Here is a 17,967-nt window from a genome sequence, read left to right on the forward strand (position 1 = left end):
TCTTTCTATCACGAGTTACCGGTGGTTTCTTTGTCGTTTTCTAAAGGGGTAATTGCTTGTTGACCCTGCCACTTTCTCTGCCACATTTTCTCCACTTCTCCTCCTGGGAATCTATCCCTTCCCCGCTCACCATCAAACATGGCTGTTACATCAACGCTCACAAACTCAATTCGCCTTGCTGGCGAGTAATCCCGCAGGTATATTTCGTTACTAATGCGGTAAAGCAAATCATCTAACCAGGCTTCATCTTGAAAGACAGAGCGATTTACCATACCAGAAACGACCCACGCGCGATCGCCAACCTCTCGAAACCAAAGAAATCCCAAGTCCGGAAATGGCGCAAATGCATCAGATACAGATCCCTTTGGCTGAGTGAGGGGATCGGTTAATCGACAGACCCAATCAGAATCTGCACCATAGCAGGCTATTTCAATTTTAGAATTATCATCCAAAAATTCTACCGCAATTTTTCTCATCATCCATTTCACCGTCTCAATTTTAGTAAAAAATAATATTGTTCTAGGCAATATTTGAGATATTCAGCACTAGGCAATGAAGGATCGGTGCTGAGGTCTTCCAGTTCCTCTAGCAACCCCAGCGCACCCCAATCTACCAAAATATCCCAATTCATCACGCGACCAAATCACCACCATTGGTTGATAGTCTCTTGCTTGATATGTAAAGTAATGAATGTAATCCTTAGCGGTTTTTTCCAGTTCCTGTAAGATGCATCGCCGCTCGATTGTCCAGTCAGGATATTCTATTTCTTCCATTATTCTGTTACTACTCCCCTATGAGCCAGGTCAAATAATACGCCTCATATTTCAAACTTCAATTTAACTACAAGTTCACTTCTAATATTTACGAGAATATACTGAGTTAAATTCAGAATCAACAAAGTCACTATATTTTTTATACTGGATTGCATATTACTTATGGAGTGAACTGTTCACAGGGCTGGCTATGAAAAAACGCTCAGTTTGGCAGTCGGGGATAGTGGTTGAAGGCTACTGAGGATTGTTAATTATGGAAAATGATGAAATTTAAGATTGCGATATTTACGAGTGTCATTTTATTTGGAACTCAGCTTGGTGTGGAACCGAGCCAAGCTCTCCCTGCGTCAGATGCCAAGCCACAGACTCCTCTACCTGATCCAACCGTGATATTAGGATTTGGTGGAGTTTTGCAACCGGACTGTGTTCGACAGGTTGAAGCGGGTGAATATCGCTGTGCAAAGCGTTGGGCAGAAGTAACCCATTTGCTCAAATCATTGGTTTATCAAGATGTTGAGTCCCAGCTTATTGCACCCCTGCAACATCAACTGGCGATCGCAGATCAATCCTGGCATCAGTTTCAAACACAACACTGTCAACAGTTGACTCAACGCTTACGCAATACGCCAGATTTTCCAATTGCAGCATCTGTCTGTTTGGCGCGATTAAATAACGATCGCATTCTAGAATTACAGAGAGGTGGTCAGATTATTACCCTCCAATCCCGCGATCCTCGATTTGAATCCTTACTTGATCGACTCAAATTGAGAAATTCATCGGTGCAACGTCACTGGGAGCAATATCAAACTCAATATTGCCAGATCGAAAAAGCTCTATTCGTTTTTAACCCCCTGAGATTGGCTCAATGTCATCAGCTTCTCAGAGAGGCTCGACTTCACCAACTAGAAGACCTTTTGGCAGCACCTACTCGTGGCTTGGATCTGTTCAAGGATTCTGTACGACCTGGAATTCCAGAGCTAAATTGTGTGGATGAGACACAGATCGGATTAAATCGATGCGCGGTCTATTGGTCGAAAACAACTCGGCTTTTGCAATCAAGCATTTATGGCGATTGGGCAAAAAGACTATCGAAGCAGTATCAGCAAACATTTGCGATCTCACAGAAATACTGGCAAGACTATCGGGAAGCACATTGTACTGAGTTGGTTGAACCTTTTAAAGAAAATTCTATGGCACCGATGCTCTATCATCGCTGTTTAGCTCGGCTAAATAACGATCGCATTGCGGATCTAAAGGGGATAGCTGTATATGATTCAGAAGACGAGCCGCAGCAAGCCCCAGTTACATCTCGGCAAGATACCACTCAAGCTCTTTGGGAACGTTATCAAACTCAGTATTGCAAGTTTGAGTCACTGTTTTTTGGTAGTCAAACCAGAAGTAAGCAATGCCCAAATCGTTTAAATCTGGGACGGTTACACCATATCAAAGCAATGATGAATACTAGATAAAGAGGCAAATAATACTAGTTTATTACTTCCTAGAAATTTTTCGATATCAAATAGCGTTGCTCCCTCTTGCAATTCAAGTCAATCTATTAATAAACTTCCTTTTAATTGAGATTGAGGATAATTATTATTTTCTTTCAATCTAATTGCAGTTTCATCAGAATTCCAAATTACTTGGAAATCATCCTCTGTTTTGCATCTTCTCTGGGAATTATGGGAAATTGAGCCGATTTCTTTTTCCAGTATCCAATAATGTCTAAAAACAGCATGATGACAGTCCATATAACATGTCTCGTCAATTGCGATAGATTTTTTCCCACTAGGAGAAACAAAGTCAGTTCTACATCCTGCTCCAAAAATAAAAATTACTACAAACAATTGAAAAATAAATAAAGTTAAGGGCATTATCCCCAAGAATTGAGGTATAGACAATACGAATTTTAACCACCGAGACAAATTTGATTTAAAAATTAGGATAACTGCTGTAATAGAAATAATTAGGACTAAAATCGTCAAGAAAAAACTACTAAATGCTCCTCCTCTGAGTGAATATTTAGTATTTCCCGATAACCAAATCAAGGATATCAAGGATATAAAACCGAATATAGATAGTATGTATATGTAGAAAGTGGGACGATTTATAGGAAAAATATTGATATTCTTTTGAGTATTCATATAGAAAATTTTCGTGAAAATATATAAAAAATCCAGAAAACCAAGTTGAAGATATTAGCTATCATCAAATATAATTCGGAAGAAGATGGCAATTATCACAACTATTGCAAATAGAGTTGCAAACAAGGTGAAAGAGGTACGATTAAATCTCAACCACTTGAGATTAGAAAATTGTTTAAGCACAATTGATTTCCTGGGTTTGATTCGCCAGGGTTGTAACATTGTTCTTTAAAATTGGACTAAATTGATGAATCCAATTAGTAAGCGATTTGATTTGTAGTCTATTGCGATCGCAATTAGTGACAGTTGCGATTCCCTTTGATAAAAGCAGTTTTAGGGATTGCACTGCATTTAACCCCTGGAGAACCAAATCCACTATATTGATCGAAACTTCCTTGAACCTGCAAATCTGGGGGGAGCTTGGCAATGCTAGTTTTGTACAAGAAAAGGTTTCCGTCAACCACCATTGCAATGGGCAGTTCTTCAATGTACGTACCGCTAATAGTTAGGTCGCCTTTGACGGTTAGTTGATTAGGCAGTCGCTTGAGATTACCTTCCAGGGTAACGTTACGATTTATGATGCAGCGTCCTTCTTGTTCGAGCGCGCCAAATTTTTTCAGGCTTCCACAAGGTGCGGGGGGAGCTGGTTGCAGCAGATAAATTCCAACCACCACCAAGGGAAATATGAAAAGCAGCGATGCTCCAAGGGAGCCGCTACGCGATCGCCATCTTAGTTTTGAGAACATACAATTCTAATTTAGGTTAACTTAATATCTTGCACCTTTACGTATACATACAGCAAAATTAAACATCTGGGCGATATAGCTACAGTACCTTTGTTTGCTTTTAACACTAAATTAATACTTTTAGCTTTATGCTGAGTATTTAATCTCACTATTTTTGCTTGGAAGATGTGAGGAGTATGTCACAAGAAGCAGAGGAGCAGGGAGCAGGGGGCAAGGGGGAAGACTTAGAACGGGGCTTGATACCCATGTTCCGCTCCGCTCCACGGCTCCAGAACAGGGGACTGCTCCCCCTGCTCCCTGCCCCCTGCCCCTCCGCCTCTTTGGTCAATAGAAAATCCAAGTCCTTCGAGAGTTGCTGGATGAGAGATAAGCATGGAAAAACGTTTGTTCTAATTGATGGGTATACATTAGCGATCGCACAAAGCGATTCAGGCGTGTTATTCTCTGGTCGCCACAGTCGCAAAGCCATAACCCGATATGACGATTCGCTCCTAATTAAGTTTTTGGCACGTCATGCCCAACATGATACTTTTTGGCAGTGCTTTCAGGCGCGTGAAATGTATGAGAATGAGGATAATCGCTTCTTTGTTAGGAATTGCCAGCAGCTTATTGGCGAACGCAGTTGGAAATTACCGCAAGTTTATCAAAATTGGGCGATTTGGGAACTGATAGATCAGCTGTTTCAAATTCATGGCGAGTCTTACAATGAACCGATTTGTTTATGGCATCCAGGGAGTTACTATCCGATGTACGGTATTCCCTATGGAACTGCATTGAAGGTGATACAGGTTGCGCGGAATTGGAGCAATCTGCAAGAAATCGAGGGAATTGAACTGCTCAATGAAACCCAGTGGAATTTACGCTTTGCGTCTGCTGCGAGTCCTACTCACTCTTTACTAATCCCGCAGATTTTGTCTGAGATTGAGGAAGCCGCTAGTATATATCTACTATTTTTTGAAGAAAAAGCACGCTTATATACACCCAACCAGGTTGCAGCAATTCGATATGAACTGCTGCATCAGATGGTGATCGCCAACCTACTCAACCGTGAAATCTCACCAGAAATTCTTGCTTGTCTAGTTGCTTATCCAAATCTGCAACGCTGTGTCATTCAAGCTGAAAAACTATGGCGTTATTTAGATGGTGCTTCTGTGAGCCAAGAAAAAAATAGTTTGTGTTTAGATTGGATGTTTTTTGATCCACCACTACCTCAACCTGACTTTCATCAGCTTTGCTTACAGCATTTTCAAAAAGCAAAATTGCAATACCCCTATACGATTCCCTTTGAAGCCGATGGGAAGCAATATCGGCTGGTGACAGGAAGTGTACATCACAATGCGATCGCCTTGTTAACGGTTTTAGAAATTACAATGACGATAAATGCAAATGCCTTATTTAGCAACGTGAATGAGCCGACGTACCTAGAGTTAGTTGTCTGGGCTTCGCTGGAATCCTGCTTACCTCCCGTCGAAGATTGGGAAATGTCTGTTGATTGGAGAGGAAGAGAAGATGAGTTGCTCACTTTAGGAACAGATCCTTCCTTGCCTAAAGCTGAGTTTTTCTTGAACTGTTTAGCATCTCACCTGGCAAGACTCTGGCAAAATGGGGAGCGAACGGCGTTGAAACAAGGATTGCTCCCTTTGCAAAGTTATTTCCCAAAAGAAACCTACTTTCTTTACTGTCGAAGTCAGATGCTACTATCCGGGGAACTGCGATTTCACTATGGGGAATGGTTTGATGGGGGCTTTCTCCGGCTTTTTCGGGCAGAACAAGGGGAGTCTTAACAATTCAAAATTCAAAATTCAAAATTCAAAATTAATGGCGATGGCTAGGAGGGCAAGGTGTATGGATTGCAAAGCACTAATTTACGACGCGGTAAGGAAACAGGCGATTCTCCATAGGAGACACTTCGTGAACGCACCAATATACCCTCATTCTTTGGTGAAGTGGGATATTTCCCAACAACCCCGGATAATTGGACAAATCGAGTTACCCTATGATTTTGAATCAGTACCAAGTATTGTTTTGTTACCGGATGGGGAAAGGTTTGCTGTGGCTCCTTCTGAGGTTACGCCAGAATTTGGGATTGAGATTCGTCGCTGGGATGATTTTTCCGTTTTGCAACGAGTTGACTTACCCCATGCACCCTATGAGGAGAATTCCCAGGAGGATGAGTATTATGGACATGGTAAATGTACTCATATTTCCTGGTTGGGATTAACACCTTGCCAGGGCTATTTATTGGTTGGTGAGGGTTGGGGAGATATTTATCTAGTTAATTTAGAAAGCGGTGAGCAGATTCGTTGGTTGCGTCGTTGGCGAGATTATAATGCTGCTTTTGCCATCGATCCACAAATGCAGTTTCTCATTGTTAATTCTGTAGACATGGATGAGTCCCATCAATTTTACAGAATTGACAGTATGCTTGAGGATAAATTGACCTATTTGGGGGAATATTCAGGTGGTGTGCGTTGTCATCGTGGCGGCTTGAGTTTTAGCCCAGATGGTCAGCATCTGGCTTATACTGCATATCGATATCAAGGTGTTGATTTATTAAGTTTTCGGCTTGAACGCTCGATATTAAGCACTTTATCCCCGCAAACGCAGGAACCACTCCATGAAATATGGAAAAAATGGGAAAAATCGTCACAATATCGCGCGAAAATGTGGGGTCAATTCTTTCGGTTGTACCATGACCATGATGGATTAAATCCTTGGCAAAGTAATATCGTTTGGCTAGATAACAACAGGTTATTGTGTGGTGTAGGGCAAATTCTGGCAGTGCTGTCAGCTCAGACAGGGGAAATAATAAAAACCTATGACGTGGATGCAGTGGTTAATACTTTGGTGTTTGACTACACATCTTTCCAAGCAATTGTTGCCACCAAGCAAGGGATAAAGGTGGTTGCGATCGCCTAATCAATGTAGCGGTAAAACCTATGATAACAAGTGAAGACATAACTGGCGGTGATTGAGATGGGTGTTTTCGAGGTGAGTAAATGTGGGAATATGTTCAATATCTGAATGCAGAGTTACTTGATCTTAAACTTTGGGGCGAAGGTTGTCGCCTGTATCAAATTCGCCAAATGGGTGATGATGAGATTTGCTTGATTCAAACAGATGATAACTGGCAAGTCTTTTATACCGAGCGTGGTGCGGTTCAACAACTGCTGTTTGAATTTACGGATGAGGCGGAAGCTTGTGAGTTTATGTATCGGGAGATAAAGACAATTAAGCATCCTCATCTTGTGGGATTATTTCCGACTGATGATGATGCAGAGCAATTCTGTCAGGTGTTGACTCAGTTACAAATTCAATTCTCTCACGACCCGCAAGGAAGGGTGAGAGTATACGATCAAGACATTTTTACAGTGGAGCGTCATTTCGGTTGCCAATTACCCCTGCGAAAATGGTTAAGCGTTCCTGAACGAATTCACGTCACCCTCGCTCGATTGCGAAAATTCGATCCATACAATCGCTATACCCAAATCACGACTAATCCGCCAATTGGTTCTGAAGCAAAGTTGAGCGCGTTAGAAGCACAACATGGAATTAAACTGCCTGAAGTTTACAGAACATTTTTGCTAGAAGTTTGCAATGGTGGCAATTGGGAACGGCTAGGACATTACTGGTCGGCTGAGGAAGTTATGGCAAACAATTCTGTAGAACTATGGAATCAGCCTTTACCTGAGTTCCTCGCAAAGTTGAAAGCAGCAAAGTCGGGGGATTGGCTCAAAAATGCAGAAAATCGGCAATATCCAGGGTTGTTACGAATTGTCGATTGGGATAATCCTGTGCGGGATTTGTTTCTCACTCAGGAAGGATATGAGGTGGAAATTCAGGGGGATTGGATTCGTTTTTGTGAGTTTTCCCCAGAACAATGGCTCAAGGATTTTCTAGATGATATTCAATATGGGTTATCTCCAATTGAAGGATTACTGGCTTTTCTTCGCTCTGGGGAATTAATTCGAGATTATCCATACTTGCACACTGTGAATGTTGCCAGACTCCTTGCAGAAACGATTGGACTCAATATCGAGCCTGAACTCACAAATGAGCAAGTGAAGATGAGCGATGAAATAGATTATAAAATCAACCAATGGCGAATTGAGAACATGGGTAAGATGCGGTACAACTTTGGGTTTAATGCAGAGCAAGCTGAGGTGCGAACGCAACGAATTTTAGAAAGGCTGGAGTACCTAAAAAAAATTATTTAGCTTTGCTTGCATCTGGAGAAAAAAAGTTACGAAATAATAACTATTAATACAAAAATTGGTGCAACTTTTTATTTGCTCTTTATTGTTCTTCCAAACCGATGACGCAGTTGTTAGCACTATTAATTTCTTGGGTAATTGAAATACCTGTGGTGTTAATTACTTTAGCAAAGACACAGCAATTTTCTTCCCGTGGGGATATCTACAATACGTCGATTATAGCCTTTGCTGCAACCCTCTTCACCCATCCCCTAGCTTGTGAAAGTAACCAAATACTAATTCCTTACATGGACTTTCCTCTGAGAGTAGCACTGATAGAAAGCTTTGTGGCGATCGCGGAAGGTATTCTCTATACAATAATTTTAAAATTAGCTTGGCAAAAGGGTTTATTTTTATCTATCATTGCCAATGGAGCTTCGTTTTTAGGAGGTTTGCTAATCGCTGAATTCTGGCGATAATAAATATTGATTAATTTCAGCATTAACCATTTACTTTACTCTCTTCTGGTATTGCCAAAGCTAGGAGTAAAATTGGAATTTCCACCCAAGCATGTACTGCTGCCACAATCCCATACACCGCACGAGTATTGATGAATGATATAGTAAAACCGACAAATAATAACGCACTTAAGAATGTAACGAACCAGCGAAAATGCTTTTTTTCATAATATGTTAAAAACCTGTTAGATGTTCTACATTGATTAGCATTATCCCACTTCGGTAACACACCTATAACCACAGCATAGTGCATAGATTGTAAAAATACTGCTGCGGAAAAAGCATGAATCGCTATTACTTGGTTATGTAGTTGCTTTGGTACAAAAGCTCCTAAATGAAACTCCAATCCTCCAACTGGAAATAAAGATGCTTCTAATGTAACCAAACCCATAGAGGATAAAAACTTGTAGGGTATTCCAGAAAGAATTACTAAAGGAACAAGAAAAAAGACTACAGCACAAGCGAATAAAGCGCGATTGCGTTGCCAACCCCGTAATTTTTCCGCTATAAATCCCACAGGGGTAATGTTATGTAAAATCGCGAATAATAACAGTGTGAGAGTCGCTGACCAAAATATCCCAACTGCGAGGATAACACATAAAATAGTTCCCAAAACTCCTAATCGCCAGTCTTTTTTAGCTAAAATCGGGATAACAAGTGAAACTAACCCAACTACGCAACTTAATTCTAAGCTTATGCTTAACCAAGTTGGAATTAAGCCAAATACTTGTAAAATGCGAAAACAAATTACTAGTAGAAGTAACTGACTAATTCTCAAACGCAAACTATTTCCTAGACGCTGATGAAAGCGATGATTAACATAATGTAATTCCGTTAAAACATGGGTAAGTCCAAATGTTGCTAAAGTAAATGTGTATGTAGCTAAAGGACAAGCTACTGCAGATATTGCACTAACTAAAAATAGAATAATAGCAGCAAAGATTGACATTTTCTAATAATTAATTCTGTTTGTTGCCAAATTTGATTTTTTTATAAACCATCGTGATACCAACTAGGGATATTCCGGGAATTATCAAGTTGAACCAATTCAGATTCTTACTCAATGAAGGTAATGGTCGTGTATCTTGCACTTGATAAGCTTTTGTTTCTGAATTTCCTTGCTTAGAAGTGTAAACAACTTCCTTATATCTTAAATCGAGAGATTTGGGTGCGATCGCGACAATTTCTAAAACATCAGCAACTTCTTTTATGCCATATCTATCTGGTAGCAATCTCAGAGATGTAATACTATTCTTGGCTGGAATTAACAGAGCTTTTTTACTATTCAAATCTTTAATGGATTCACCTTCTTCACTCTTGACAATATCTTGCGATTTAAGCAAAGTTTTTTTAATTGCATAGATATCACTATATTCTCGATATCCATTTAAACCCAAACATTTACCTGACCGAAGAATTCTGTTAGATGTTGGCAGGTTGGGATTTTGTGATTTAACATGTGCAATCAAAAAATACTTGGGATATTTGTCAATATTGGCAATTTTAAAACAGTAATTAACTGGAGATTCTCCCGGAGGTAAAACATCTGCCCAAGCAACAGGTACATGAATATTGTTTATTAGCGTTACTGTAACTAATATTTTGAGAATATCTTTCATAGATTTCATCATAATAAGATAGAAGTTAATTCACAATTCATAGTTATATCCTAATTTTGTATAAATAATTGATAATTTTCTTGAATCAAGTTTGGCAGTGGGTGTAATATTCGCTTTACCTAATCATCTGCCAAATATTTTTTCACGGATTCAATAATAGGATTCATGGTGTCATTATTTGCTTCCAGGCTTAGTTTTCTCATTTTAGAAAATATCAATCTTTAAATTTTCATCAATTATCCAAAATCATATTCATAGGATGCAGCATCTGTTGTTTGAAATACCTGAATGATACTTTCTATTCTCTCGCTCATAAAAGCTAAATCTTCTTGTTCTAAAGTATAAGAATGTAAATAAATCAATTCTTCTACAATTCTAAAAATATCTTCTGTTGAGACGACATTTAAAGACCAATCATGAAAATGACTGATTAATTGTAACCCAAGACACCTACAAGCCGGCAACCAAAATTTGTAAAATACTTCGCTAGTTGCAACAGGAATCACCTCATAATTCCCGGTATTAATTTGGAGAATTTCCATCTCTATTGTCATCTCATTATCTCGTAATATTTCAGATTCAAATCGGTTGAAAATTATATAATTACTGCGTTGGTTGCCAAATACAGCAGATTTCGTGATTATGAGGTACAAATTATCATCATGAAACTCTTGTGGGGTAGGCATCTTGCCCGCCCAAAGTGTACATCATTACACCGGAAAGTGCTGTATATTCAGGAATTACGCAGGCTGGAGTACATACATCATATTAAGAGCCATAATTACATTTACTATCGCTAAACTGAGCAAATTCACTCTGATATTTTTCATGACTATATAACGGTGCTGCTTGCTGTGTTGTAATTTTTTTCAAGCAGATTAAGCGATAAATTTCCAATCTACCATATGTACTAATTGGATTGGCTCCATTTTCTTGAGCTTTACCTTCAATTGCTACTTTTTTGTACCAAAATAAAGCCTTTTCTATATCTATTGGAGTACCCAAACCTTGCTCATACATCTGACCAATTTTTTGCCAAACAAAGGCATTATCACTATTAATGAGAACCGCTAAGGCTTCTGTGTAACGTTTGGCTTCGTAGAGCGCATCACCATATTTGTGTATTACCCAGTTATTATTAGGAGTTAATATATATATTTGGCGTAGAGATTCAAGATAATTCCCAGCATTTTTTGGGATTGTTCGCAAGTTGATGAATTTTACACTTGGGTCGCTAAAAGCAACAAATTCCATCAGGGTTTCGGACAATAATTTTCCAGAAGATGTTTCCTTGGCTTTATGCAGCCATTTGCTAGCTTCATTTTCATCTTTTTGTAAACCCATCAATCCAGAAAAATAGGCTCTGTAGAGAAAATATGCAGCAGGTGCATAATCAAGCTCGGCTGATTTGTGATACCATTTCAAAGCTGATTGGCGATCGCTCTGTTTTTTAATGCCAAATTCTTCCAAATAGTAGGTTTTTGCCAGCCAGTAACAAGCAACTGCATCATTTCGATCGGCTAAGGGTTGTAGCCGTTTGCGGAGAGCGATCGCTTTTTGGTGGTTAAATTTACCAAATTCAAAAATCTGATTAAATTCGGTAATTTCTGCTGGTGAAATTTGAGTTTTTAAGGGATATTTTTCTGATTGAAGTTCTATTTTATAAGTTGTTTTGGCATCAATATATCCAGATTTCCCGTTAATTTTCACCTTCCATAACTGGGGTAATGAATTCTCTTGTGCAGACTTCACTGTGATAGAAGATATTGATTGATGAGTATCACTAGATATAGATGGTGTTGGAAACAATGCTAGCCCAGTTATCGCTACTAGCAAAATTAAGGGATGGTGAATATGAGATTTCATATTTGTGACTTAATAAGTAGTAATGTCACTTATCCATAGCTCAAAACTAGCTTAATTGTCATCCCTAAAAATCATCGGATACATGAAACCAATACCAATCACCGCACAGGTAAAATACTTGGTAATTAGCAGTACCAAATGGACTTCCTTCACGATTAGGTTGATGGACAAAACCATAGGATATGGTATCAGGACTTAGACCATCACCACCCCAGAAGACACGAAAATATAGACCACCACGGGAGTCCATAGCGTATTCATCAACTTCATATAAACCGAGTTTGCGGTTTAATGTGATTTTTCCTGTTGCAGAAATAGGAAGTTGTACCCGAACTTGTTCAAACGCCGATTGCGATATCATAAATGCTAAACGACGGGGAATGTAGAACTTGAGCAGGACATAACAAACTAAAACTATACCTGCAATGATAGTAACTTCTCTCCAGGGTACAAAAGTGTGCCAGGAAAGCCTAATACTTTTCAAATCTTGTCTTCCTAAAGTTCTCAATCCCCAGAAGAGAATTGCCAATACTGTAAATATTGGTACACAAACAATTGACACCAGCATGACTGGAAAAAAGAAACTATTTAATGCACCAGGATAAATACTGATAATTAGAATTGCGACACAAATAAATAAGGTTATACATATTGCTATTTTGCTAAATATTTTCATGGAACAATTCATCCATATTTAAAAATTTCATTTTTAGTAAACATTATATTTTTGTGCTATTTCTACTGAGTTACTATTAGGATCGCTTTGGTTTGGGTTCCCAGTTAAAATCATGAGGACAATCGCATTCTTGCGCTTGGTTGCAGTTAATTACCATCATGCTAAAGCAAAAATTTAGGAGAGTCCCGTTGTCAAATTTTACTTGTAAATTGCCTGGACTACGAAAACCAGCACCACTATAACCAATAATTTGATACTTAGAACTTAAGTTTGATACATTAAAGAAATATGGTTTAGGGCTGAAGCTGGAATCACCCTTTAAATCATTTAAACAAAAGGCTTTTGTAATATATCTTTGTGCTATAATTTCTGCTTCTTTTGCAGATGGATCACCAATTGCACTGATAAAAGTGTCGGATATCTTGGTGATTTTATTAGCTTGAGTACAGTCAACTATATAGGTTATGGGAAAAGCAATACGTAATAAATGATATGTCAAACCTAGTGATAGAATTATAATAATTGAGATTTGAATAAGTTTTTTCATTGATGCCAAGGGATAGTGCTGTCCTAACTTTGTGTTGCTGATAGATCAAGTTTGTTCACAAAGTGCTACAGATGATGGTAAGCAAGCTGAATTGTGTATATCCTTCCAAAGAAGACTCTGACAACATCTGGGGTGTATCTGAAACATCCAAACTTACCAATTTATAACGCTTTTTATCAAAATCTAAAGTAATTGCCTCTGATCGTAAATTAAAGTTTTGCAGTTCATTTTGGAACTGGAGTTTAGACTAAAGCATGACAAAATGACCCAGCAGCAGTGAGTTGACAAGTTACACATCTCAAAGCAAAAAAACTCAATGTCAAGCGGACTGTGGTTGTTCTTTTTTCGGCTTGGCAGTACTTTTTTTAACTGTAGGATAACGAATTCTACGCAGGCGAACTTTGCCAGCAGGCCAGCCTTGAGACTTTCCACGGGGTTTGGGTGAAACAGACGGTGTACCAATGGCGGCGAAAACTGCTGCCATTGCTTGAGCGACCCGTCCAGGGGACAATCTGGACTGTTTTTTCTGCCAAGGTAAAGGATTGTCATGTACAATCCCATGTGCAAGCCAAAGTTGCCAAGTCATCAGGGGTAAAAGGTCACTCCACCGCTGACACTGTTCTGGGGTACTCAATTGCGGCAGAGTCCAATGCAAGCGCCCTTTGGCAAAACGATACCAGTGGTCAATGGCAAATCGACGGCAGTAAAGCTGCCAGAATGAGGATAAAGCAGGCATAGATAGTCCCACCCACACCAACCATAAAGCCTTGTTTTTTGGCACACCAAATTCATCTAAGCGCTGAATTTGAATCAAATTCATGGAATGATCTTTGGACTGTTGAAAATGAAGATTACACCATAAGCGGATAGATAAACGCCCCATTTTTGGGTCGTTGACTTCAATGATTTGGTCAGGTGTCCACCATGTAGACGAATCGTTGAGTTTAAATTTATCACCGTGGATACGGGGACGACCAGTGCCGCCATAAGGTGGGGGCGCACCATACAGCAGTCGATTGGAGCGCAAACGCATTAATTTGTCTGCGGCAATATCGCTTGTTTGTTTCACGAAACTAGCACACCCGTATTCTGCATCCCACAAGCTAATGGGGCTTGTTGGCAGGTTTGAGCATACTAGTTTTAGTTGTGCGGCAGCTTTTTGAATTGGGTTCTCAAAACTGGTGATGCGTTCATGTAATAGGGGTAATGCCCAACTGCCCTCTGTTTCCGGCACAACTGCAATGGTGCTGTAGCCTTGTCCCAAGGTTACGGGTTTTGCCCCTGACATGGGTTGAACTTGATGCTCATAGGTTCGGTCTTTCAATGTTGGGGCATGTAATCTTGCCCAAGCTGTATGGTCTCCTGCTAAGATGATTTTTTCTGTGGGATTGAGTTGTTTTATATACAACTTCATCAGTTCGGTTCGGGGCGGATTTCCGTCTTGTATTGCCTCGTATACACTCGACCATTGCCTGCGAAACACGGGAGACACTGATAGTTCTGCAAATGAATTAATACTACGTGTTACTAACACTGCATCCATCAAGTCGAATAAGGCATCTTTGGCTTTACCCAGGATAGTGTACACACCTGTGCGAAATTGTTTAAGCTTTTCTAATGTCATGGTCAAGCTGTTAATTTTTTTCCTTTTATCAGCATTGACCAATTTGCGGTTAGTTCAACATCGCTGACCGCTTTTTTTGTTCGCGGATTTTTCTCCTGTTCAGCTATGTCCTTTTTTTGACTATTTTTCTCTCAGTGTTATTTTCCCCGCCAACCCTATTTAGTCTAAAGTCCAGATCCTAAGTTTTAGAAGTGGTGATTGAGGTTGGTACAAGGATGTTGCGCGTTGACTTTTCTGGTTGGGGTGAAAGTGCAGAAGCTTTGAGAGAAAAAGCATTGAGAGCAGAGCATCCCCGTAGTCGTGAGCGGTTTATGGCACTTTACGAGATTAGTGGTGGTAAAAGTGCAACTCAAGTGGGTCGGGAAACGGGACGCAACCCACAAACGGTAATGGAATGGGTGCATCGTTACAATCAAGCCGGTCCAGAGACACTAGTTTACCAACGTAGCGGTGGGCATCCCCCCCTTTATCTATAGAGATAGAACAAGCATTAGATCAGCAGATTCAGGATGCCTTGAAATTAGCCGCAACACCACCCCAAAAGCGTCAAGAGCAACCTCAACCCCGTTGGACGTTAAAACGTTTAGTCACATGGATCAAAGCCCAATTCAATATCGATTGCTGTCGCGACACCGTTGGCAAGACCCTCAAGGTATTAGGGTTGTCTTGGAAAAAAGCCCGTAAACTACTCAACAAGGCAAATCCCAAAAAACGTGCCGATTTTCTCTTAACTCTCAAGGGTTTACTTGATGATGCCCTCCAAAATGGGCAGATGCTGATTTACATTGACGAAGCTCATATTCATCTTGATACTGATGAAGGCTACGGTTGGTCGATTAAAGGTGAACGTTTTTGGGTGAGTTCTTCTTCCCCCGGAAGAACCAAGGTCTCTTTCTATGGGGTCTACATCTATAATTTGGGTGAGGTGAGAATTTTTCCCTACGACACCGCCAATGGTCTCAACACTATTGATGTCCTCAATACCCTCAAAACCGAATTCCCTTTTCACCCCATGACATTGATTTGGGATGGCGCTCCTTATCACCGCTCACAGAGCGTTAAAGATGCGGCCGCAACACTGGATATAAAGATAGAACCATTACCCGCTTACAGCCCGGACTTTATGCCTGTAGAACATCTGTGGCAGTGGTTACGCTCAGATGTTACTTATCATGCTTGCTATGAGCATCAGTCTGACCTGATTGAACAGGTCTCGGCTTTCCAACAACGAATTAACGCTTCTCCCAATACAGTGGCGGATCGTTTATGGGTGACAACTCATCTCAAACCTAATGAGGAAAAACTACGGGTTTCAACCTAGACGAGGTTTATCTCCCAATTTTTGACGCAGGGTAAAGGAGCGGTATTGCATCCAGACCGCTATCTAAATTTGTTAATTTGAGTGAGCAGCAATTTCTACTGCTGCCCACAGTTGGTTTTAGACTGTTACCAATTTTTGACCTTGGGCTGCGCCTGAAAGATGCGATCGCCATTCTCTAGGGCTGAGGTGTTCAAGTAGTCGATATCCCAAATATTCATCAGCTGCGCTCTCTGACAACAACTGCACAGCATCTGCTGCCGAGTTACATGGAATACGTTGACTATCTTGTGCTGCACGTACTACCCACCAACGACCATCAGTGCATCCGACTTCACCGAGCTTTACATCATTCTGGTAAATACCATCGTCAAGCATTTCAAACCCATAGTTCTCGCATTCAGTAAAAATTTCAGCCATGATTTCGTTACCAGTAGCCCAAGGTTCTTCCGGTTCTAACTGCTCTTGCAATGGAAGTTTGCCTTGCTGGTACTGCTGTTTAATATAGCTGTGGCATCTAGCAGGACTGATGTCTCGGAAAATTTCCTGTCCGTTAATCATTACCCGCCAGTACAAATTCTGGTAATTGCCGTGGTCATAGCTAATGCTGGCTACCAATTCATCCCCAACAAATGCCTCTTGGTCATAAAACGAGATTTCTAAAATTGTTGGGACTTCTGGTACTTCAATTTCACTTTGTGGGTTAAGTTTTCCATCAAAAGAAGAAGTCAGAAATCGGAAGTCGGAAGTCGGAGGTAATTTACTTGCGTCTTCTATCTGCAAAGTTCCAACTTTATCTTCAGAGCATTTTTCCACTTTCGACTTCCGACTTAATACTTCCGACTTAACTTTGTGTTGCCATTCGATGAATCGTTGGCATTGGGCGATTGTGTTATTCCGGAAAATCTCTTCGCCGTTGACCATGACTACCCAAGGTTGTGTAACAAACTCGTCATAGTCGTAGGCAATGTAAGCGACCAGTTGGTTGAGTGCGTAAACTTCGTAGTGGTAGCAGTTGATTTCTACTGTGGTCAGTTGAGGGGCTATGCCTTCGGCTTGATCTGCAATGTACTGGTCGAGTTCGGCTTGAGCGAGTGCTTGTTCGTCAACTTCCTGAAGTTCGGCTGACTGGTGAGTGATGATTGCGTTGCTCCAGGTGTTGGATGCTCTTTTATCTCCTGTGGGTTTTACGCCAAGGTCAGCAGCAATTCTTTTGAGCCGTGGCAGATTGTAATGGGAAAGCTCTTGCTGTGTATATTTGGCATGGGTCATAATGATGATCTCCATAATTAAGTGGAACAAAAAGCGATCGCTTCCAATTTGCGAGAGAGGGGGGATCGCTTTTTGCTAATCATAAATATAGCGACCTCGCTATATTTATGTCAAGCTTGCACTTTAATTATTGTCCTTGCTATATTTAGAGGAATCGCTTTAAGTAAAAAGCGATCTAGCTATAAAAGCATTAGTGGAGGAAACTATGAGAGTAAGGAAAACAAAAAAAGACTCTCAAAAGATGATTCGTTGGCGGCTCAGAATATTAATGGCAGAGAAAAAAATCAGCAACAAAGAACTTGCTGAACTTTCAGGTATCCACCCAACGTCCATTTCAAAGTTGAAAAACGCTGATGAGATTGAGCAGATAAGTGGGAGAGTTTTAAACAGCTTATGTAATGGCTTGACAAAAGCGTATCAAGCCACAGGGGATAACCGAATAATTACCCCTGGAGATTTGTTTGACTATACTTTCGATCATGATGGCGATCCTACAACTGGGGATATTCAAGCGAAAACGCTAGAAAAAGCTGAAGATGGGCAAATATCTAATCCTGGTAAATCATCTAAAACTAATACTCAGGTGGTATGGTTAACGCCTAGTCAGGAAGCATCATAAGCATTTTTGTTTCTGGTCAAATTAACGTATTAACCTTGCCATCACTTGAGCTAGA

The 17,967-nt window shown here is 40.2% G+C and carries 20 protein-coding genes; 8 read left to right on the plus strand and 12 right to left on the minus strand.

Going from position 1 to position 17,967, the window contains the following annotated elements:
• Positions 1 to 8 precede the first annotated feature (8 nt).
• Positions 9 to 479, minus strand: coding sequence for a hypothetical protein (locus AACU25_RS33535; RefSeq protein ID WP_190446006.1), 471 nt, complete (start codon positions 477 to 479; stop codon positions 9 to 11).
• Between the two features lie 66 nt (positions 480 to 545).
• Positions 546 to 773 (minus strand): hypothetical protein, encoded by a 228-nt coding sequence (locus tag AACU25_RS33540; protein ID WP_096716357.1) that lies wholly within the window; start codon positions 771 to 773, stop codon positions 546 to 548.
• A 260-nt stretch (positions 774 to 1,033) separates the two neighbouring features.
• Between AACU25_RS33540 and AACU25_RS33545 the strand changes: the two genes are divergently transcribed.
• Positions 1,034 to 2,242: a lysozyme inhibitor LprI family protein gene (locus AACU25_RS33545; RefSeq protein WP_321206876.1), complete on the plus strand. Its 1,209-nt coding sequence runs from the start codon at positions 1,034 to 1,036 to the stop codon at positions 2,240 to 2,242.
• A gap of 78 nt (positions 2,243 to 2,320) precedes the next feature.
• On the opposite strand, the gene AACU25_RS33550 is transcribed toward AACU25_RS33545, so the two are convergent.
• Complete coding sequence (locus AACU25_RS33550) at positions 2,321 to 2,914, minus strand: hypothetical protein (RefSeq protein WP_321206877.1); 594 nt, start codon at positions 2,912 to 2,914, stop codon at positions 2,321 to 2,323.
• A 296-nt stretch (positions 2,915 to 3,210) separates the two neighbouring features.
• Complete coding sequence (locus AACU25_RS33555; protein ID WP_096583120.1) at positions 3,211 to 3,660, minus strand: hypothetical protein; 450 nt, start codon at positions 3,658 to 3,660, stop codon at positions 3,211 to 3,213.
• Between the two features lie 359 nt (positions 3,661 to 4,019).
• Here AACU25_RS33555 and AACU25_RS33560 point away from each other — a divergent pair, with 359 nt between their 5' ends.
• From AACU25_RS33560 to AACU25_RS33575, 4 genes are all read left to right on the plus strand, one after another.
• A complete protein-coding gene (locus tag AACU25_RS33560; RefSeq protein ID WP_096584409.1) occupies positions 4,020 to 5,444 on the plus strand; it encodes a hypothetical protein in 1,425 nt (474 codons plus the stop codon).
• Between the two features lie 127 nt (positions 5,445 to 5,571).
• The gene (locus AACU25_RS33565) at positions 5,572 to 6,579 is read left to right on the plus strand and encodes a WD40 repeat domain-containing protein (protein ID WP_321206878.1); all 1,008 of its coding nucleotides are present in this window, start codon (positions 5,572 to 5,574) and stop codon (positions 6,577 to 6,579) included.
• Positions 6,580 to 6,659: 80 nt separating this feature from the next.
• A complete protein-coding gene (locus tag AACU25_RS33570; RefSeq protein ID WP_096583124.1) occupies positions 6,660 to 7,877 on the plus strand; it encodes an SMI1/KNR4 family protein in 1,218 nt (405 codons plus the stop codon).
• Between the two features lie 98 nt (positions 7,878 to 7,975).
• A complete protein-coding gene (locus AACU25_RS33575) occupies positions 7,976 to 8,332 on the plus strand; it encodes a hypothetical protein (RefSeq protein ID WP_096583126.1) in 357 nt (118 codons plus the stop codon).
• Positions 8,333 to 8,354: 22 nt separating this feature from the next.
• On the opposite strand, the gene AACU25_RS33580 is transcribed toward AACU25_RS33575, so the two are convergent.
• The 7 genes from AACU25_RS33580 to AACU25_RS33610 form a co-directional block, all read right to left on the minus strand.
• Complete coding sequence (locus tag AACU25_RS33580; RefSeq protein ID WP_096583128.1) at positions 8,355 to 9,320, minus strand: hypothetical protein; 966 nt, start codon at positions 9,318 to 9,320, stop codon at positions 8,355 to 8,357.
• A 10-nt stretch (positions 9,321 to 9,330) separates the two neighbouring features.
• Positions 9,331 to 9,990 (minus strand): hypothetical protein, encoded by a 660-nt coding sequence (locus AACU25_RS33585; RefSeq protein ID WP_321206879.1) that lies wholly within the window; start codon positions 9,988 to 9,990, stop codon positions 9,331 to 9,333.
• A gap of 236 nt (positions 9,991 to 10,226) precedes the next feature.
• Entirely contained in the window at positions 10,227 to 10,676 is a 450-nt protein-coding gene (locus tag AACU25_RS33590; RefSeq protein ID WP_321206880.1) for a hypothetical protein, read from the minus strand.
• 82 nt (positions 10,677 to 10,758) lie between these two features.
• The gene (locus AACU25_RS33595) at positions 10,759 to 11,856 is read right to left on the minus strand and encodes a tetratricopeptide repeat protein (RefSeq protein ID WP_096583132.1); all 1,098 of its coding nucleotides are present in this window, start codon (positions 11,854 to 11,856) and stop codon (positions 10,759 to 10,761) included.
• Positions 11,857 to 11,920: 64 nt separating this feature from the next.
• Positions 11,921 to 12,532: a hypothetical protein gene (locus AACU25_RS33600; RefSeq protein ID WP_096583134.1), complete on the minus strand. Its 612-nt coding sequence runs from the start codon at positions 12,530 to 12,532 to the stop codon at positions 11,921 to 11,923.
• 76 nt (positions 12,533 to 12,608) lie between these two features.
• Positions 12,609 to 13,079: a hypothetical protein gene (locus tag AACU25_RS33605; RefSeq protein WP_096583136.1), complete on the minus strand. Its 471-nt coding sequence runs from the start codon at positions 13,077 to 13,079 to the stop codon at positions 12,609 to 12,611.
• 319 nt (positions 13,080 to 13,398) lie between these two features.
• Positions 13,399 to 14,703 carry an NF041680 family putative transposase gene (locus AACU25_RS33610; RefSeq protein ID WP_096579305.1) on the minus strand — a complete coding sequence of 435 codons (1,305 nt, stop codon included), beginning with the start codon at positions 14,701 to 14,703 and terminating at the stop codon, positions 13,399 to 13,401.
• A gap of 191 nt (positions 14,704 to 14,894) precedes the next feature.
• On the opposite strand from AACU25_RS33610, the gene AACU25_RS33615 reads away from it, so the two are divergent.
• Together AACU25_RS33615 and AACU25_RS33620 are read left to right on the plus strand one after the other, a co-directional pair.
• The gene (locus AACU25_RS33615) at positions 14,895 to 15,179 is read left to right on the plus strand and encodes a helix-turn-helix domain-containing protein (RefSeq protein ID WP_339382100.1); all 285 of its coding nucleotides are present in this window, start codon (positions 14,895 to 14,897) and stop codon (positions 15,177 to 15,179) included.
• 26 nt (positions 15,180 to 15,205) lie between these two features.
• Positions 15,206 to 16,024 (plus strand): IS630 family transposase, encoded by an 819-nt coding sequence (locus tag AACU25_RS33620; RefSeq protein WP_339382121.1) that lies wholly within the window; start codon positions 15,206 to 15,208, stop codon positions 16,022 to 16,024.
• 117 nt (positions 16,025 to 16,141) lie between these two features.
• Here AACU25_RS33620 and AACU25_RS33625 read toward each other — a convergent pair whose 3' ends face one another.
• The gene (locus AACU25_RS33625; protein ID WP_096583141.1) at positions 16,142 to 17,293 is read right to left on the minus strand and encodes a hypothetical protein; all 1,152 of its coding nucleotides are present in this window, start codon (positions 17,291 to 17,293) and stop codon (positions 16,142 to 16,144) included.
• A gap of 205 nt (positions 17,294 to 17,498) precedes the next feature.
• On the opposite strand from AACU25_RS33625, the gene AACU25_RS33630 reads away from it, so the two are divergent.
• Positions 17,499 to 17,912 carry a helix-turn-helix domain-containing protein gene (locus AACU25_RS33630; RefSeq protein ID WP_199347505.1) on the plus strand — a complete coding sequence of 138 codons (414 nt, stop codon included), beginning with the start codon at positions 17,499 to 17,501 and terminating at the stop codon, positions 17,910 to 17,912.
• Positions 17,913 to 17,967: the final 55 nt, after the last annotated feature.

The sequence above is a fragment of the Tolypothrix tenuis PCC 7101 genome (genome assembly GCF_963874875.1).
Classification (GTDB): Bacteria; Cyanobacteriota; Cyanobacteriia; order Cyanobacteriales; family Nostocaceae; genus Aulosira; species Aulosira tenue.

What these genes read in the sequence shown, in the direction of transcription:
- AACU25_RS33535 (WP_190446006.1), bottom strand. Translation starts at nt 479, where the DNA reads ATGATGAGAAAAATTGCGGTAGAATTTTTGGATGATAATTCTAAAATT.
- AACU25_RS33540 (WP_096716357.1), bottom strand. Translation starts at nt 773, where the DNA reads ATGGAAGAAATAGAATATCCTGACTGGACAATCGAGCGGCGATGCATC.
- AACU25_RS33545 (WP_321206876.1), top strand. Translation starts at nt 1,034, where the DNA reads ATGATGAAATTTAAGATTGCGATATTTACGAGTGTCATTTTATTTGGA.
- AACU25_RS33550 (WP_321206877.1), bottom strand. Translation starts at nt 2,914, where the DNA reads ATGAATACTCAAAAGAATATCAATATTTTTCCTATAAATCGTCCCACT.
- AACU25_RS33555 (WP_096583120.1), bottom strand. Translation starts at nt 3,660, where the DNA reads ATGTTCTCAAAACTAAGATGGCGATCGCGTAGCGGCTCCCTTGGAGCA.
- AACU25_RS33560 (WP_096584409.1), top strand. Translation starts at nt 4,020, where the DNA reads ATGAGAGATAAGCATGGAAAAACGTTTGTTCTAATTGATGGGTATACA.
- AACU25_RS33570 (WP_096583124.1), top strand. Translation starts at nt 6,660, where the DNA reads ATGTGGGAATATGTTCAATATCTGAATGCAGAGTTACTTGATCTTAAA.
- AACU25_RS33575 (WP_096583126.1), top strand. Translation starts at nt 7,976, where the DNA reads ATGACGCAGTTGTTAGCACTATTAATTTCTTGGGTAATTGAAATACCT.
- AACU25_RS33580 (WP_096583128.1), bottom strand. Translation starts at nt 9,320, where the DNA reads ATGTCAATCTTTGCTGCTATTATTCTATTTTTAGTTAGTGCAATATCT.
- AACU25_RS33585 (WP_321206879.1), bottom strand. Translation starts at nt 9,990, where the DNA reads ATGAAAGATATTCTCAAAATATTAGTTACAGTAACGCTAATAAACAAT.
- AACU25_RS33590 (WP_321206880.1), bottom strand. Translation starts at nt 10,676, where the DNA reads ATGCCTACCCCACAAGAGTTTCATGATGATAATTTGTACCTCATAATC.
- AACU25_RS33595 (WP_096583132.1), bottom strand. Translation starts at nt 11,856, where the DNA reads ATGAAATCTCATATTCACCATCCCTTAATTTTGCTAGTAGCGATAACT.
- AACU25_RS33600 (WP_096583134.1), bottom strand. Translation starts at nt 12,532, where the DNA reads ATGAAAATATTTAGCAAAATAGCAATATGTATAACCTTATTTATTTGT.
- AACU25_RS33605 (WP_096583136.1), bottom strand. Translation starts at nt 13,079, where the DNA reads ATGAAAAAACTTATTCAAATCTCAATTATTATAATTCTATCACTAGGT.
- AACU25_RS33610 (WP_096579305.1), bottom strand. Translation starts at nt 14,703, where the DNA reads ATGACATTAGAAAAGCTTAAACAATTTCGCACAGGTGTGTACACTATC.
- AACU25_RS33625 (WP_096583141.1), bottom strand. Translation starts at nt 17,293, where the DNA reads ATGACCCATGCCAAATATACACAGCAAGAGCTTTCCCATTACAATCTG.
- AACU25_RS33630 (WP_199347505.1), top strand. Translation starts at nt 17,499, where the DNA reads ATGAGAGTAAGGAAAACAAAAAAAGACTCTCAAAAGATGATTCGTTGG.